Here is a 16,873-nt window from a genome sequence, read left to right as displayed (position 1 = left end):
CGAAGCCCTCAGCCCTTGCCGGCACCGCCCCCGGTGCGCAACGTGCCGCACCGCGCCCGGTCGGCGGCGCCGTTGCGGGCACGCGCTCCAGGCGATCATAGGGACGCGCGGGCCGGCGGCGGCCATGAACCCGATGAACGCCACCGCCGCCGCGAGCGCGTCTTCCCGGGGTCCGCGCATCGCCCTCCTCTCGCGTCCAGGGTCGGCCACGGGGCCGCCGCGGTCTTGCCGTCGCGGGCGCGGAAGCATTACTTATGTGTTACGAGAAGTCATAAGTCGGGTTTTTTCTGGTCGAAACCCGACCACTACCGCCGGATGATCGCGCCATAGTGGTGCGTGGAGGGGTGCCCGTGGAAGCAGTCGTCCCGTCCGCCGGACGCGCGCCGCGCGACGTGCTGGACTGCTGACATGGACCGGATCCCCGACGGGCCGGAGGAGGCCGTGGCCCCGGTCCCCGCCTTCCCGCGGCGGGCGTCGCTCCGGCCGGAAAGGACAGTGCCGTGACCTTCACCGCGACCGTGCGGGCGACCCGCTCGGACCGCCTGGACGCCGCCGGCCTGCGCCACGCCGCCGCCCGCGTCCTGATGGCCAACTGGACGGGCTCGTCGACCGTGCCGTCCCGCACCCTGTACCCGCACCAGTGGAGCTGGGACTCGGCGTTCATCGCGCTCGGCCTGCGGCACCTGTCGCCGCGCCGGGCGCAACGCGAACTGGAGACGCTGCTGGGCGCCCAGTGGGACGACGGGCGCCTGCCGCACATCGTCTTCGACGCGGCGACCCCGGCGGACGCCTACTTCCCCGGCCCGGCCTTCTGGCGCGCGGGCCCGAACTCGGGGGTGCGCACCTCCGGGATCGTCCAGCCGCCCGTGCACGCCCTGGCCGCGTGGCAGGTGTACCGGGCCGACCCGGCCGAGGCCGCCCGGCGCGGCTTCCTGGCCCGCGCCTACCCGCGGCTGGCCGCCTGGCACCGCTACCTGGGCACGCGCCGCGACCTGGGCGGGCACGGCCTGGCGGCGATCGTGCACCCGTGGGAGTCGGGCATGGACAACAGCCCGTGCTGGGACGGCCCGCTGGCCCGCGTCGAGCCGGTGCCGCCGTCCTGCTTCCGGCGCCGCGACCTCGACCACGCCGCGTCGGCCGACCGCCCCACCGACCGCGACTACGGCAGGTACGTGCGGCTGGCCGCCGACTACCGCGACCACGGCTACGACGACGCCGCGCCGCACGCGTTCGCCGTCGAGGACCCGGCGTTCAACGCGCTGCTGGTGCTGTCCGAACTGGCCCTGGCGCGCATCGCCGAGGCGGTCGGCGCCGATCCGGCCCCGCACCGCAGGCGCGCCGAGGAGGTCACCGCGGCGCTGCTGGACCGGCTGTGGGACGCGCCGGGCGGCCTGTTCCTGTGCCGCGACCTCGTCGGCGGCGGGCCGATCCGCGAGCACGGCGTCGCCGGGCTGGTGCCGCTGGCCGTGCCCGGGCTGCCGGTCGCCGCCGACCTGGTCCGCACCGCGTGCGGCGAGCGGTTCGGGCTGGGCCGCGTGCACATGGTGCCCAGCTACGACCTGACCGGCCACGCGTTCGACCCGGCCCGCTACTGGCGCGGGCCGAGCTGGTTCAACATCGGCCGGCTCGTCCATCTGGGGCTGCTCGAGCACGGCGAGAGCGCGCGGGCGGAGGCGCTGCGCGCCTCGATGCTGCGCGCCGCCGCCCGGTCGGACTTCGCCGAGTACATCGACCCGCTGACCGGCGAGGGGCACGGCTCCACCGGCTTCGCCTGGACGGCCGCCACCGTCCTGGACCTGCTCGCCGGCGGCTGACCGCCGGGCCGGCCCGAACGCCGAACCGAAAGCCGTCCCGAACGCCGTCCCGGCTGTGGCCCGGCCGCCGGCTCAGCACCCGTCGATGACGGCCCGCAGGATCCGCGGGGTCTCGGGGGCGGGCTCGGCCCGCATGGCCATCTGGTTGAGGGTGTGCCGGAAGGCCTCGACGTCCTCGGGCTTGTCGACGTACTCGGCGCCGTTCGGCCGCGCCAGGTACACCACGTCCGGGAGCTCGGCCTCGGACTGGCGCAGCAGCGTGATCGGGCCGCCCACGCCCGGGTAGCCCCCGGCGGCGAACGGCATCACCTGCACGGTGACGTGCGGCAGCCGGGACATCTCGGCCAGGTGCCGCAGCTGCTCGCGCATCACCTCGGCCCCGCCGAACGGGCGGCGCAGCACGGCCTCGTCGATCATCACCCACAGGTGCGGCGGACGGGACCGCTCCAACATCAGGCTGCGCCGCATCCGCAGCTCCACCCGGCGCTCGACGGTCTCGGCGGGCTCGTCGCCGTGGGTCAGCGCGATCACCGCGCGGGCGTAGTCGGGCGTCTGCAGCAGTTCGGGCACCACGTGCGACTCGTGGCAGCGGATCACCTCGGCGGACTGCTCCAGTCCCAGGTACGTCTCGTACCACTGCGGGATGAGCTCGTGGTAGGGCTGCCACCAGCCCGGCGTCCCGGCCTGCTCGGCCAGCGCCAGCAGCACCGCCCGCTCGGCCTCGTCGGTCACCCCGTACAGGGTGAGCAGGTCGGCCAGGTCGCGCTCCTTGAACCCGGTCCGGCCGGTCTCCATCCGGCTGATCTTGGATTCGGAGCCGCGGATCAGCTCGCCCGCCTCGGCGCGGCTGACGCCGCGCTCCTCCCGCAGCGCGCGCAGCCGCGCCCCCAGGAGCATGCGCGCCACGGTCGGCCCCGGCGCCATCTCGTCCGGCCCGGGCTCGGGCGCCCGCGCCAGGGAGGGCAGCCGGACGCTCAGTGCGCGGCGGGGCGCGGCGAGCCCGCTCGCCGCCGGCTGCGGATCACCGTACGCGTCGTCCGACACCGAACCTCCTCCCGGGCGCGTGGCCGGGCACGGCCACCGGACAAATGTAAGCGCAACGGACATCGCTGTCAGCGTCTGCCGGACAGTCGCAGGTCCCGGGAGGATGCGCGGGGCGGGGCCGGGCGGCGGACGGACGAGACCGCCGAACGAGAGCCGCCGAACGCCCTACATCGCCCAGCGGCGGAAGCCGCCCTCGCTGTTGATCACCTGCCCGGTGATCCAGGCGGCGTCGTCGGACACCAGCCAGCGCACCAGCCGCGCCACGTCCTCGGGCCGGCCCCACCGCCCGGCGGGCAGCGCCCGGCCCACCCGCCGGGTCAGCTCCTCGTCGGCCCAGCCGGTGTCCACCGGGCCGGGGTTGACCGCGTTCACGGTGACGCCCCGGTCGATCAGCGCGTCCGACAGGCTCAGCGTCATCTGGTGGATCGCGCCCTTGCTGATCGCGTACGGCAGCTCCCGGCTCATCGGCGCCAGGTGCTGGCCGGAGGTGAACAGCACCACGCGGCCGCCGGGGCGCGCGTCGTCGTGCGCGGCGGCGAACGCCTGGGCGAGCAGCACGCCGGCGCGCGTGTTCACCGCCCAGCTCAGGTCCAGCTCCTCGGCGGTGACCTCGGCCAGCGACTGGTAGGAGCTGCGCGCGTGGTTGACCACCAGCACGTCCACCGCGCCGAACGCCTCGACCGCGCGGGCCACGACGCGCGCCGGCGCGCCGGGGTCGGCGAGGTCGGCGGCGAGGTGCGCCAGGCGCGGACCGGTGCCGCCCAGCTCCTTCAGCACGCCGTCGATCCCGGCGGGGTCGGCGCCCCAGGGCTGCTCGGCGTCCGCGGGCGCCCACGAGTGCACCAGCACGCGGGCGCCGGCCGCCAGCAGCTCGCGCGCCACGGCGAACCCGATGCCCCGGCGGCGGCTGACCCCCGTCACGATCGCGACGCGGCCGTCCAGGGGCGGGGAGCTGTGAGAATCCGTCATGGCGCTACACCGTCGCGGCCCGCGACCGGGGCCGTCAACAGGTTTTCCGCGCGGGGGCCGCGGCGCGGCCGGCTCAGGCGCGGACGGCGTAGCGGCGCACGCCGCCGTCCTCGGACACGTCGAGCACGCCCTGGTCGGCGAGCACGTCGAGATGCGCGTCGATCTCCAGGACGGCCAGCATGCGGCTGAACACGTCCAGCTCCTCCAGCGTGCGGCGCCGCCGCGTCCACGGCATGGCGGCCGCCACCTCGAACGCCGTGGACCGCCCCGCGCGCACCTGCCGGGCGGCGGTGTCCAGCCGCTCCTCGTGGTGGCGCAGCAGCTCCTCCACGCGGGCGCGGGTGCTCGGCGCGACCGGGCCGTGCGCGGGCAGCAGCAGCGTGTCGGGCATGTCGCGGACGAGCCGCAGCGACGCCAGGTAGCTGCGCAGCGGCTTGGGCTCCGGCTCGGTCTCCAGCCCGATCGACGGGGTGATGTGCGGCAGCACGTGGTCGCCGGAGAACAGCAGCCCCGCCGCCGCGTCGCGCAGCACGACATGGCCGCGGGTGTGGCCGGGCGTGGCGAACACGTCCAGCTCCCGGCCGGTCAGCGCGAGGCGCTCGCCGTCGTCCAGCCACGCGTCGGGCAGCGTGTGCGGCACGTCGCGCTCCTCCGGCCGCACGCCCATCGCCGCGACCTCGTCGGCGATCCGGGACGCGCCGCACCGGCGCAGCAGCTCCACCTGCCGCGGATGCAGGCCCTTGCGCACGTCGAACGCCTCGAGGGAGTGCCGCTCGCCGCGGCCGATGCGCACCCGGGTGCCGAACTCCTCGCGCAGCGCCAGGGCCTGCGAGTAGTGGTCCCAGTGGGCGTGGGTGACCAGGAACTGCGCCACGTCGTCGACGCGGTGCCCCAGCAGGCGCAGCGCCCCCTCCAGGGACTTGCGGGCGTCCGGCATCGCCCAGCCGGAGTCCACCACGACCGGCCCGCCCGGGTCCTCGATCACGTAGACGTTGACGGCGTGCAGGGACGCGACGGGCAGCGGAAGGGGGATGCGGTGGACTCCCGGGGCGACCGGGTGCGCGCCCGGCTCGGTCCAGTCCGCGGGCTGCTCCAGGGCCGGTACCGCCACCTGCGTTCCTCCAGCTTCTCCGCCGCGATGTCCACGGGTGACGGTACCCCATCCCAGAATCGCGTTCTAAATTCGGGGTGGCGGAGTCGCCGGCCGCGGGCGCGCGTCAGCGGGTGTCGAGGAAGCGGTCCAGGACGCGGGTGCCGAACCGCAGGCCCTCCACCGGGACGCGCTCGTCCACGCCGTGGAACATGCCCTGGTAGTCCAGCTCCGGCCCGAGCAGCAGCGGCGCGAACCCGAAGGAGCGGATGCCGATCCGGTGGAACGCCTTGGCGTCGGTGCCGCCCGACATCACGTACGGCACCGGGTGCGCGGCCGGGTCCTCGGCCCGCAGCGCGTCGGCCAGCGCCGCGAACGTCGGCCCGGTCGGGTCGGCGGACGGCGCGTCGTCCTCGTTGATGAACTCGCGCGTCACCGACGGGCCGAGCAGCCGGTCCACGGTGGCCAGGAACTCCTCCTTGGTGCCGGGCAGGAAACGCCCGTCCACCTGCGCGGTCGCCACCCCCGGCACGACGTTGACCTTGTAGCCGGCCTCCAGCCGGGTCGGGTTCAGCGAGTTGCGGATCGTGCCGGCGAACAGCCGGCCGACCCGGCCGAGCCGCCGGGCCTCCTCGTCCAGCCGGTCGTGGTCGATGGTGGTGCCGAGCGCCTCGGCCAGGCCGTCCAGCAGCGCCCGCACGCCCGGGGTGAGCCGCACCGGCCACTCGTAGGCGGCCAGCCGCGACACCGCGTGGCACAGCTCGGCGACGGCGTTGTCGGGCGCGGGCTTGGAGCCGTGCCCGGCCGTGCCGCGCGCGGTCAGCCGCATCCACGTGGTGCCGCGCTCCCCGGTGGCGATCGGGTAGATGCGCTTGTCGGGCGGGGACCCGTCGGCCGTGTGCGGGGTGACGCTGAACCCGCCGGACTCGCTGATCGCCTCGCCGACGCCGGTGAAGAAGTCGCGGTGCTCGCGCACCACGTGGTACGAGCCCAGGCGGCCGGTGCACTCCTCGTCGGCCAGGAACGCCAGCACCAGGTCGCCGCGCGTGCGGCGGCCCTCGCGCAGCCGCTGGCGCACCACCGCCAGCGTCATGGCGAGCGAGCCCTTCATGTCGACGGCGCCGCGCCCCCACACGCACCCGTCGCGCACCTCGCCGGAGAACGGGTGCACCGCCCACTCGGACGGGTCGGCGGGCACCACGTCCAGATGCCCGTGGATCAGGAAGGCCGGGGCCGAGGGGTCGGTGCCGGGGATGCGGGCCAGCGTGCTCGCCCGGCCCGGCTCCGACTCCACCACCACGGGCTCGGCGCCGACCTCGTCCAGCAGCCCGGCCACGTACTCGGCGGCGGGCCGTTCGGGATGCGCGTCGCCCTCGCCGCGGTTGACCGTGGCGAAGCGGATCAGGGTGGCGCACAGCTCGGCCACCTCCTGCGCCGCCGTGCGCGCACGCGCCGGGGCCTGGGTCATCGATAACCGCCTTTCGCCGTTTTCCTGCGTTTTCGCCGTGCGGTGCCGTCGTCCGACGCCGCTGCCAATGGTCCGCGATCCATATTTCGATCCGGTGACGAATCGTTCATCGGCGTACCGGAATCGTTCCAGTGGTACGACGCTGCGTGCAACGCGCCTGTCCCCGGCGGGGACCATTTTCGTGCCGCGCCCGCGCCAGAGGGCGGTGCCCGAGGGAGGACCATGACAAGTCGCAAGGGGGCGATCCGGCGGGCGGCCGGGTTCTGCGCGGTGCTGATGACACTGGCCGTCGGCACCGCGGCCTGCGGAGGCGACGGCGGATCGAGCGACGGCACGTTCGTCGCCGGTCACCCCGAACCCGACCACCTCATCCCGAGCAACACCACCAGCAGCTACTCCTGGGACGTCACCGACGAGCTGTTCGAGAACCTGCTCGGCCTGGACAAGAACGGCGACCTCGTCGAGCAGGCCGCCCAGTCGGTCGAGTCGGCCGACCAGAAGGTCTGGACGATCAGACTGCGCCCCGGGCAGAAGTTCCACAACGGCGAGCCGGTCACCGCCCAGAGCTTCGCCGACGCCTGGAACTACGCCGCCTACGGCCCCAACGGATTCCAGGGCAACGACTACTTCTCCCAGATCCAGGGGTACGCCGACCTCAACCCCGAAGACGACGGCGCCGAACCGAAGGCCGACAGGCTGTCGGGCGTCAAGGTCGTCGACGACCTGACCTTGCAGGTCACCCTGGACGCCCCGTTCAGCCAGTTCAAACTGCTGCTCACCCACCCCGCCTACGCGCCGCTGCCCAAGGCCGCGTTCACCGACATCAAGGCGTTCGAGAACAAGCCGATCGGCAACGGGCCGTACATGATGGACGGCTCCTGGGAACGCAATCGGCAGATCAAGCTCAAGGCGTTCCCCGGGTACACCGGCCCGCGCAAGCCCCGCAACAAGGGCGTCATCTGGAAGAGCTACGCCAGCGCCGACACCGCCTACACCGACCTGCGCGCCGGCCGCATCGACGTGATGCAGTCGATCCCCGCGGCCAAGGTGTCGGAGGCGCGGCGGATCCTCGGCGACCGGGTGCTGCCCCGCCAGACCGGCACGTTCGACTACCTGGGCTTCCCGGTGTTCGACAAGCGGTTCGCCGATCCCGACCTGCGCCGCGCGATCTCCATGGCGATCGACCGCAACGGCATCAACAAGGCCGTCTTCGACGGCACCTACACCGTGGCCGACTCGCTGCTGCCGCCGCTGATCAAGGGCCATCGCAAGGGCGCCTGCGGCGAGCTGTGCACCTACGACCCCGCCAAGGCCAAGCAGCTGTTCGACAAGGCGGGCGGTTTCTCCGGGACGCTGGAGCTGTACTTCTCCAACGCCCAGCCCAGCTACGAGCAGTGGATGCAGATCGTCGCCAACCAGCTCAAGCAGAACCTCGGCATCCAGGACATCCAGTTCCGCAAGATCCCGGTGTCGGACTACCTGTCGATGCTGCGCGCCCGCGAGGAGAAGGGCCCGTACCGGCAGAACTGGGAGGCCGACTACCCCAGCGCGCAGAACTACCTGGAGCCGCAGTTCCACTCCGCCAAGAACCGCATGGGCTGGACCAGCGAGGAGTTCGACGACCTGATCGCCAAGGGCAACGCCGCCCCGACCGAGGAGGCGGCGATCGGCTACTACAACCGGGCCGAGGACGTGGCGCTGCGCGAGGCGCCGATGGTCCCGCTGTGGGTCTGGCGGGGCTTCGGCGGCAGGTCCGACAAGGTGGCCGACGTCACCATCACCCCCTACGCCACGGGCCTGGTCACCCACGAAGTGACGGTGAAGTAGCCGGGCATGTGGCGCTATGTCGCGCGGCGGGTGCTGCAGGCGGTCCCGGTCTTCCTGGGCACCACGTTCCTGATCTACGCCATGGTGTTCGCCCTGCCCGGCGACCCGATCCAGGCGCTGGCCGGGGAGAAGCCGCTGGCCCCGTCGGTGGTGCACGCGCTGCGGGAGCGCTACAACCTCAACGACCCGCTGCTCGTGCAGTACGTCAAGTACCTGGGCGGGCTGCTGCGGGGCGACCTCGGCGAGACCTTCGACGGGCAGGACGTGGCCGGCGTGCTGGCGGGCCGCTGGACGGTCACCGCGCAGCTCGCCCTCACCGCCTGGCTGTTCGAGCTGGTCATCGGGATCGCGCTCGGGGTGTGGGCGGGGCTGCGCCGCGGGCGGCTGGCCGACACGCTCGTGCTGGGCGGCACCACCCTGGTCATCGCCGTGCCGGTGTTCGTCCTCGGCTACACCGCGCAGATCGTCCTCGGCCTGAACCTCGGGTGGTTCCCCACGGCGGGCACCGACGACGGGTGGCCGATGAGCTACCTGCTGCCGGGGCTGGTGCTCGGGTCGCTGGGCCTGTCGTACGTGGCGCGGCTGACCCGCACCAGCCTGGCCGAGAACCTGCGCGCCGACTACGTGCGCACCGCCCACGCCAAGGGGCTGACCAAGGCGCGGGTGGTGGGACGGCACACGCTGCGCAACTCGCTGATCCCCGTGGTGACCTACCTCGGCGTCGACTTCGGGTCGCTGATGGGCGGCGCCATCGTCACCGAGGGCATCTTCAACCTGCCCGGCATCGGGCAGCAGGTGTTCGAGTCGATCCAGCTCAAGGAGGGGCCGGTGGTCGTCGGCGCGGTCACCCTGCTGGTGCTGATCTTCCTGGCCGTCAACCTGCTGGTGGACCTGCTGTACGGGCTGCTGGACCCGAGGATCCGCTATGACTGACAAGATCGCAGACGCCGACGGCGCGCCGCCGGAGCCGGGGGCGCCCGACGCGCCGGACGCGGGCGCGGTCGTCCCGGGCACCTCGGCGGCGGTCGCCGCGCAGGCCGGCGGCGTGGTCTCGGGGGCGTCGCTGTGGCAGGACGCCTGGCACGACCTGCGGCGCCGCTGGCTGTTCTGGGCGTCGGCGGCGATCCTGCTGCTGGTCGGCGCCATGGCGGCGGCGCCCGGGCTGTTCACCGACCGCGGCAGGAACGAGGGCTGCGACCCGAACGCCGCCAAGCTGCCGCCGGGCGGCGGGCACCTGTTCGGCACCGACGTGTCGGGCTGCGACTACTTCGCCCACGTCGTCCACGGCGCCCGCCCGACCCTGCTGATCGGTGTGGCGGTGACGGCGTTCGCGCTGGTCATCGCCGTGGTGTTCGGGATGCTGGCGGGCTACTACGGCGGCGCGCTGGACGCCCTGATCGCCCGCGTCACCGACGTGTTCTTCGGACTGCCGTTCGTGCTGGGCGCCACGGTGATCCTGGTGGCCTTCCCCGGCCACGGCATCGGCGCGATGACGCTGGTGCTGGTGCTGCTCGGCTGGACCACCATGATCCGCATCATGCGGGCGCAGGTGATCGCGGTGCGGGACGCCGACTACGTGCAGGCGGCGCGGCTGCTCGGCGCGTCCGACCTGCGGATCATGCGCCGGCACATCCTGCCCAACGCGATCGCCCCGGTGGTCGTGGTGGCCACCCTCAACGTCGGCAACGTGATCGCGGGGGAGGCGACGCTGGACTTCCTCGGCGTGGGCCTGCAGTACCCGCAGGTGTCGTGGGGCCTGCAGCTCAACCAGGCGCAGTCCTACTTCGTCGACCACCCGCATCTGCTGATCTTCCCCGCGGTGTTCCTGTCGGCGACCGTGCTGAGCTTTCTGATGCTCGGCGACGCCGTCCGCGACGCCCTCGACCCCAGGCTGCGGTGACAAGGTGACCGAAGTACCCGAGGCGACCGGCCCGGCGCACGCGACCGGGCCGCAGCAGGCCGCACCGGACCGGGCGGCCGCGCTGCTGGAGGTGACGGACCTGAGCGTGGAGTTCGCCGTCCGCGGGCAGACGGTGCGGGCCGTCAACGGCCTGTCGTACACCCTCGGCGAGGGGGAGACCGTCGCGATCCTGGGCGAGTCCGGCTCGGGCAAGAGCGTGGCCGCGCAGGCCGTCATGGGCATCCTGGACAGCCCGCCCGCCCGGATCACCGGCGGGTCGGTGCGGCTGCGCGGCGAGGAGCTGCTCGGCCTGCCCGAGCGGCGCCGCCGCGCCTACCGGGGCGCCCGCATCTCCATGATCTTCCAGGACGCGCTGACCGCGCTGAACCCGGTGTTCACCGTCGGCGACCAGCTGGCGGAGATGTTCCAGGTGCACCGGGGGATGAAGCGCCGCGAGGCCAGGGCGCGGGCGGTGCAGCTGATGGAGCGGGTGCGCATCCCGGCCGCCCGCACCCGGCTGGGCGACTACCCGCACCAGTTCTCCGGCGGCATGCGCCAGCGCATCATGATCGCCATGGCGCTGGCGCTGGAACCGGACGTGCTGATCGCCGACGAGCCCACCACGGCGCTCGACGTGACCGTCCAGGCGCAGATCATGCGGCTGCTGGCCGAGCTGCGCGACGAGCTGCGCATGGGCATGGTGCTCATCACCCACGATCTGGGGGTGGTGGCGGGCGTCGCCGACCGGATCGCGGTGATGTACGCCGGGTCGGTGGTCGAGCAGGCCGCGGCGAGGGAGCTGTACGCGCGGCCCGCCCACCCGTACACGGCCGGGCTGCTGGCGTCGGTGCCGCGCCTGGACCGCAAGGGCGCGCCGCTCGTCCCGATCAAGGGCGCGCCGCCGGACCCGGCCGCGCTGCCGCCCGGCTGCCCCTTCCATCCGCGCTGCCCGCGCGCCGAGGCGGTGTGCGCGGCCGAGCGCCCGCCCGTGGTGGAGGTCGGCGGGCCGGGGCACACCGCCGCCTGCCATTTCGCCGGGGAGGTGCGCGGTGCCCGGTAGCGACGCCGCTCCGATCCTCCAGGTGGAGGGGCTGGTCAAGCACTACCCCGTCACGCAGGGCGTGCTGTTCAAACGCACCGTGGGACGGGTGAAGGCGGTCGACGGCGTGGACCTGGAACTGCGGCGGGGCGAGACGCTCGGCATCGTCGGGGAGTCGGGGTGCGGCAAGTCGACGCTGGCCAAGCTGCTGCTGGCGGCCGAGCGCCCCACGGCCGGGACGGTGCGGTTCGACGGACGCGACGTGTTCGCGCTGCCGCGCCGCGAGCTGCGGGCGCTGCGCCGCCGCATCCAGATGGTGCTGCAGGACCCGTACTCGTCGCTCAACCCCCGCATGACCGTCGGCGACATCGTGGGGGAGCCGTTCGAGATCCACCCGGAGGCGGCGCCGAAGGGGGAGCGGCGGGCGCGGGTGCAGGAGCTGCTGGAGCTCGTCGGCCTCGACCCCGGGCACGTCAACCGCTACCCGCACCAGTTCTCCGGCGGGCAGCGCCAGCGCATCGGCATCGCCCGCGCGCTGGCGCTGCGGCCGGAGGTGATCGTGTGCGACGAGCCGGTGTCGGCGCTGGACGTGTCGGTGCAGGCGCAGGTGATGAACCTGCTGGCCGAGCTGCAGCGCGAGCTGGGCCTGGCGTACGTGTTCATCGCGCACGACCTGGCCGCCGTCCGGCACATCTCCGACCGGATCGCGGTCATGTACCTGGGGAAGATCGTCGAGACGGGGGACGAGGCGCGGATCTACGAGCATCCCACGCACCCCTACACGCAGGCGCTGCTGTCGGCCGTGCCCGTCCCCGACCCCGAGGCGCCCGGCGGGTGGGCCGGGGGCGTGGCGTTGGAGGGCGAGCCGCCGTCGCCGATCGACCCGCCGTCCGGCTGCCGGTTCCGGACCCGCTGCTGGAAGGCCGCCGAGGTGTGCGCCGAGCGCGAGCCCGAGCTGCGGGTGCGGGACGGCTCGGCGCACCCCAGCGCGTGCCACTTCCCGGCGGAGGCCGCCCGAGACCGGGCGATGGGGTAGCCGGGGCGGTGGGGCGGCGGCGGGATGCCCGTCGCCGCATGGATGTCCGGGCGGCCGGCGGCGGTCCGTAGAGTGGGCGCATGGGGCGCAGAGCGAGGGGCGAAGCGGGGCCGAAGTCCGGCGTGTTCGAGGTCGCCGGGGGCGAGGCGGAACTGCTCCGCGACGCCGACCGCGACGGCGGCTGGATGCTGCTGATCGGCGGCGTGCCCCAGTCGTACGTCGACCTGACCGACCCCACCTACCTGGACTTCGAGTACATGCGGCTGATGGGCGACGTCGTCGACCTGATGGCCATGGAGGGCCAGGCCCTGGACGCGGTGCACATCGGCGGCGCCGCGTGCACGCTGCCCCGCTACCTGGCGGCCACCCGTCCCGGGTCGCGCCAGGTGGTGTTCGAGCCGGACGGGCCGCTGGTGCGGCTGGTGCGCGAGCGGCTGCCGGTCAAGAACGTCCCCGGGCTGAAGATCCGCATCGTGGACGGCCGCGCGGGGACGGCGGCGCTGGCCGACGACGCCGACGACCTGCTGGTGGTGGACGCGTTCGCCGAGGCGTCCATGCCGGTCGAGCTGGCGACCCTCGAGTTCACCCGGGACGCGGCGCGGGTGCTGCGGCCCGGCGGCGTGCTGCTGATGAACGTGGCCGACGGGTTCCGCCTGGCCTACGCCCGGCGGGTGGTGGCCACGGTGCGGTCGGTGTTCGAGCACGTGCTGCTGCTGGGGGAGCCGGGGGTGCTGCGGGGGCGCCGGTTCGGCAACCTGGTCGTCGCGGCGTCCCAGCGGCCGCTGCCGGTCGACGGGCTGACCCGGCGCGCCGCCGGCGGCGCGGTCCGGGCGCGGCTGATGACCGGCGGCGCCCTGGCCGGTTTCGCCGCCGGTGCCCGTCCCCTCGAGGACGGGGAGCAGGTCAGCCCGCCCGTCCCGCCCGAGCAGGTGTTCGGCCGCCCCTGAGCCGCCGCCGGACCGGGACGGCCGGGGAAACGGTACGCCCGGCGATTCCCGTCGGAAACTGCGGATACCGCCGCAGGCGATGACATTCGCGAACGACCCGCGTTGTTCCGAATGAAGTTCGGCGTGCACTTCGCCATCGTTCTGCGCGATCCCGGCGACTTCCCTCGACCAGGCGATTCGCGCGCCGAGTTCGCGGATCCGCCGGACGGGAGGGCGGGCGTGCGGGGCGATCGGTGCGCACGGACCTGCGCCTGTGCAAACGCACGTGCATCGCGGCGGGTCGATCAAGCGGGCGTCACGGGCCTCCGCGCATTGCCGCCCGTGCGGCGTTTTGCGGGCGTGCGGGACTTGTTGCCGGCTATCTCCAGCATCCCGTCGGAAAATGTCCCATAATCGAGCGATGCAGTCCTCCACCCGAATACTGCTAGTCGGTCTGGATTCTTCGGGGAAAATAGTTCAGTTCGATCGCAACGCCGCGGCGGTTCTCGGCGGAGGCCCGGATGGCATGCCGGTGACGGCCCTCGGCGACGTCATCGTCGGTGCGGAGGGGGACGCTCCGGACCGCCTGCTGGCCGCGGTCCGGGAGGGCCGCGAACGCACCGCCATGGTCGTGCTCGGCACCGCCGACGGCGCCCGGCACGACGCCGTCGTCACCGTCCACCCGATGTCCGGGGACCTGCCCGGCCTGGCCGCGCTGGCCGTCATCCGCGTCCCCGTCCCGGGCGCCGACCGCTACCTGGACCCGGCGGTCGTCCGCCGCGCCCTGCTGGAGGACGCCCTCCCGCGCATCGGCGCCACCCTCGACCTCGACCAGCTCGCCCGCGGCCTGATGGACGTGGTGGTGCCGCACTTCTGCACCTTCGGCGGCCTGCTGCTGCGGGAGAGCGTCGCCGACCCCGACGAGCCCGGCGGCGAGACCGCCGATCCGCCGCTGCTGCGCCGCATGGCGGTCGGGTTCGAGGACGGCGACCCGGTGTGGGCCGGCGCGTTCCCCACCGGCGAGACCGTCCCCTGCCCGGCCGGCACGCCGTACCGGCGGTGCCTGGACACCGCCGCGCCCGTGCTGGCCGAGTTCGACGTCGGCGGCGCCGCGCGCGCCGCCGACGCCTGGCGCCGGGCGCCCGTGGCGGAACTGCTCTACGGGGCGTCCACGCTGCTGCTGCCGATCGTGTCGGACGGGGCGGCGCTCGGCTTCTTCGTGTGCGTGCGCGGCGCGGCGCACCGCCCGTTCGACGCCTACGACGTCGAGATCGGCATGGAGTTCGCCGCCCGCGCCGCCATCCTCATCGAAAGCGCCCGCCGCTACTCGCGCGAGCGCGCCACCGCCCTCACCCTGCAGCGCAGCCTGCTGCCCACCGGCCTGTCGGCGCCGTCCACGGTGCAGGTGCACCACCGCTACCTGCCGGGCAGCAGCCTCATCGAGGTCGGCGGCGACTGGTACGAGTCGATCGCGCTGCCCGGCGCCCGCGTCGCCCTGGTCGTCGGCGACGTCGCCGGGCACGGCGTGCGCGCGGCCGTGACGATGGGGCGGCTGCGCACCGCCCTGCACACCCTGGCCGGGCTGGACCTGCCCCCGGCCGAGGCCCTGGAACGCCTCGACTCGCTCATGGGCTCGCTCGGCGAACGCGAACCGCACTTCGCCACCTGCGCGTACGCCGTCTACGACGCCGTCACCGGGCGGTGCGAGGTCGCCAGCGCCGGGCACCTGCCGCCGCTGCTCGTCCCGCCCGGCGGCCCCGCCTCCTACCTGGACGTGCGGCCCGCCCCGCCGCTCGGCGTCGGCGCCGGCCCCATCGTCAGCCGCGAGTTCGCCGTCGAGGACGGCACCCTGCTCGTGCTGTACACCGACGGGCTGGTGGAGAACCGCACCCGCGACATCGACGACGGGCTGGCGCGGCTGCGCGCGGTGTTCGGCCCCGGCGCGCGCGGCCGGTCGCTGGAGGCCCTGTGCCAGGCCGGCCTGGACGGCGTGTACGACGACCGGCACCGCGACGACATCGCCATGCTCGTCGCGCGGCTGCGGCGCATCCCCGCCGACCACCACGTCTCCTGGGAGCTGCCCGGCGAGCCGGCCGCGATCCGCCGCGCCCGCGGCCTGGTCCGCGACCGCCTGCACCGCTGGGGCCTGGCCGAGCTGGCCGACTCGACCGTGCTGCTGGCCTCCGAGCTGGTCACCAACGCGGTCCGGCACGCGGGCGGCCGGATCACGCTGCGGCTGGTGCGCGAGGGCGGGCTGGTGTGCGAGGTGTTCGACTCCTCCGACGCCCGGCCCCGCGTCAACCGCCACGCCGGCGACGCGCTGTACGACGCCGAGTCCGGCCGGGGCCTGCACGTCGTCGGCCGCATCGCCCGCCGCTGGGGCGTCCGCCGCACCCCCGCCGGCAAGGTCGTCTGGGCCGAGCAGGAGCTGTGAACGCGGTCAGCGCAGCACGGAGATGTGCACGTGGTCGTAGTGGTTCTGGGTGATGCTGCCGCGGTCCTCCATGCGGCGCCAGCCGGGGAAGCGCACGTTCCAGATGTGCTGCTTCCAGATGACGTAGGAGACGCCGAGACGGCGGGCGTTGGCGACGACGTACGCGGCGACCTGGTCGCCGTGCCGCTGCGCCGACGCGCTCGGCATGCGGCCGATCGGGCCCTCCATGAAGTCGCAGGCCCGGCCGACGGCGTGGTCCTGCGCGTCGGCGCCGCCGCGGTAGCAGCCGATGGTGGGGAACGGGCCGAAGATCTGGTCGATCTCCATCACCAGGTCGCGCATGGTCGCGGTCATCAGGTTGCCGGCGACGGTGGTGCGGGCGCCGGTCACCCCGTCCGGCCGCCCCGTGACGTGCGGGCCCGACTGCTTGGGCGCCTTGTTCGCCTTGGCGGCCGACGCGCGGGGCCGCGGCTCGTCCCGCAGCACCGCGATTCGGGTGCCGGACGGCAGCACCTTCTTGAGCCGCTTGGCCAGCGCCGCGGCGGAGGTCCTGCCGGCGGCGGCGACCACCAGGGCGTTGCCCTGCGGCATGCCCAGGGCGCGGGCCTGCGCGCGCGACACCACCGCGTCCACGTCCCGGATGCCCAGCGACGCGTACGCGGCGACCCGCAGGTTGCCGGGGGCGCCGGCGCTGCCCGCCTGCACGACCTGGCCGAGCGGCACCGACCCGTCGCGGCTCAGGTCGAACGACACCGCCAGGCCGCCGGCCGCCACGCTGCGCCACAGCGCGTCCGACTCGGCCGACTGCCGCGGGGTGAACGCGCGGAAGGACGACGGGTCGACGCCGAGCAGCCCCACGCGCCGCCCCGCCACCTGCGCCTGGGCGGCGTCCACGACCGTGAGGCCCGCGACGCCATCGACGCGGCGTGCGCGTTCGACCGCGTCGGGCGGCAGCGGGGTGTCGGCCGCGACCAGCAGGGCGGGGGTGAGCAGCTTGGTGAGCGGTGCGACGGTCGGTGTCGCCGTGTCGGTGTCGATGGACACCAGATGACCGGTTCCTCGCGCGCCGCCGGAGTCGTCCAGTGCACCGGACGCGACGACGGCCACGTCGGCGACCAGGGTGGCCGCGACCGCGGTGGCGATGACCGCGGGCAGCACCCGGTTGCGTGTCGCCGCGCGCCGTTGAGTGCCGGACCTGACTGACCCCCGTGTCCGCACTGGTTTCCCTTCCGAGCGTGCTCTGCGAGCGTGCATGGCGGCGGAGCGAGGGCGGGCTCGGCTCCGGTGGGCATGTGGTCCGCATAGTAAACAGACGCGGCCGCGCCG

General features: G+C 74.2%; 13 protein-coding genes. 8 read left to right on the top strand and 5 right to left on the bottom strand.

Features of this window, described 5'->3' with window-relative positions; all coding sequences use genetic code 11:
* The first annotated feature begins 500 nt into the window (after positions 1-500).
* The gene (locus ABD879_RS03270; RefSeq protein ID WP_345017254.1) at positions 501-1,814 is read left to right on the top strand and encodes an MGH1-like glycoside hydrolase domain-containing protein; all 1,314 of its coding nucleotides are present in this window, start codon (positions 501-503) and stop codon (positions 1,812-1,814) included.
* A 72-nt stretch (positions 1,815-1,886) separates the two neighbouring features.
* Here the strand turns inward: ABD879_RS03270 and ABD879_RS03265 are convergent, their stop codons facing one another.
* The 4 genes from ABD879_RS03265 to ABD879_RS03250 all read right to left on the bottom strand — a co-directional run bounded on the left by ABD879_RS03265 (position 1,887) and on the right by ABD879_RS03250 (position 6,385).
* The gene (locus tag ABD879_RS03265) at positions 1,887-2,858 is read right to left on the bottom strand and encodes a helix-turn-helix domain-containing protein (protein ID WP_345017252.1); all 972 of its coding nucleotides are present in this window, start codon (positions 2,856-2,858) and stop codon (positions 1,887-1,889) included.
* Between the two features lie 165 nt (positions 2,859-3,023).
* Positions 3,024-3,827, bottom strand: coding sequence for an SDR family oxidoreductase (locus ABD879_RS03260; protein WP_345017251.1), 804 nt, complete (start codon positions 3,825-3,827; stop codon positions 3,024-3,026).
* Positions 3,828-3,900: 73 nt separating this feature from the next.
* A complete protein-coding gene (locus ABD879_RS03255; protein ID WP_345017249.1) occupies positions 3,901-4,938 on the bottom strand; it encodes an MBL fold metallo-hydrolase in 1,038 nt (345 codons plus the stop codon).
* 106 nt (positions 4,939-5,044) lie between these two features.
* Positions 5,045-6,385, bottom strand: a complete 1,341-nt coding sequence (locus ABD879_RS03250) for a M20/M25/M40 family metallo-hydrolase (protein WP_345017247.1) — start codon at positions 6,383-6,385, stop codon at positions 5,045-5,047.
* Positions 6,386-6,607: 222 nt separating this feature from the next.
* On the opposite strand from ABD879_RS03250, the gene ABD879_RS03245 reads away from it, so the two are divergent.
* The 7 genes from ABD879_RS03245 (at position 6,608) to ABD879_RS03215 (ending at position 15,547) form a co-directional block, all read left to right on the top strand.
* Entirely contained in the window at positions 6,608-8,212 is a 1,605-nt protein-coding gene (locus ABD879_RS03245) for a peptide ABC transporter substrate-binding protein (protein WP_345017245.1), read from the top strand.
* Between the two features lie 6 nt (positions 8,213-8,218).
* On the top strand, positions 8,219-9,145 hold the full coding sequence (locus tag ABD879_RS03240; RefSeq protein ID WP_345017243.1) for an ABC transporter permease: 927 nt from the start codon (positions 8,219-8,221) through the stop codon (positions 9,143-9,145).
* Positions 9,138-10,112, top strand: a complete 975-nt coding sequence (locus tag ABD879_RS03235) for an ABC transporter permease (protein ID WP_345017241.1) — start codon at positions 9,138-9,140, stop codon at positions 10,110-10,112. The genes ABD879_RS03240 and ABD879_RS03235 overlap by 8 nt, the downstream gene beginning before the upstream one ends.
* A 4-nt stretch (positions 10,113-10,116) precedes the next feature.
* A complete protein-coding gene (locus ABD879_RS03230; protein WP_345017239.1) occupies positions 10,117-11,172 on the top strand; it encodes an ABC transporter ATP-binding protein in 1,056 nt (351 codons plus the stop codon).
* Positions 11,162-12,187 (top strand): ABC transporter ATP-binding protein, encoded by a 1,026-nt coding sequence (locus ABD879_RS03225; protein ID WP_345017237.1) that lies wholly within the window; start codon positions 11,162-11,164, stop codon positions 12,185-12,187. Before ABD879_RS03230 ends, ABD879_RS03225 begins: the two co-directional genes overlap by 11 nt.
* 80 nt (positions 12,188-12,267) lie before the next feature.
* Positions 12,268-13,134 (top strand): spermidine synthase, encoded by an 867-nt coding sequence (locus ABD879_RS03220; RefSeq protein WP_345017235.1) that lies wholly within the window; start codon positions 12,268-12,270, stop codon positions 13,132-13,134.
* A 505-nt stretch (positions 13,135-13,639) separates the two neighbouring features.
* The gene (locus ABD879_RS03215) at positions 13,640-15,547 is read left to right on the top strand and encodes an ATP-binding SpoIIE family protein phosphatase (RefSeq protein ID WP_345017233.1); all 1,908 of its coding nucleotides are present in this window, start codon (positions 13,640-13,642) and stop codon (positions 15,545-15,547) included.
* 6 nt (positions 15,548-15,553) lie between these two features.
* Here ABD879_RS03215 and ABD879_RS03210 read toward each other — a convergent pair whose 3' ends face one another.
* On the bottom strand, positions 15,554-16,705 hold the full coding sequence (locus ABD879_RS03210) for a VldE C-terminal domain-containing protein (protein ID WP_345017231.1): 1,152 nt from the start codon (positions 16,703-16,705) through the stop codon (positions 15,554-15,556).
* Positions 16,706-16,873 lie beyond the last annotated feature (168 nt).

Source organism: Actinomadura keratinilytica (assembly GCF_039539665.1).
GTDB classification, from domain to species: Bacteria; Actinomycetota; Actinomycetes; order Streptosporangiales; family Streptosporangiaceae; genus Spirillospora; species Spirillospora keratinilytica.
The sequence above is the reverse complement of the archived record's forward strand: the minus strand, read 5'-3'. Positions and strand labels throughout refer to the sequence as shown.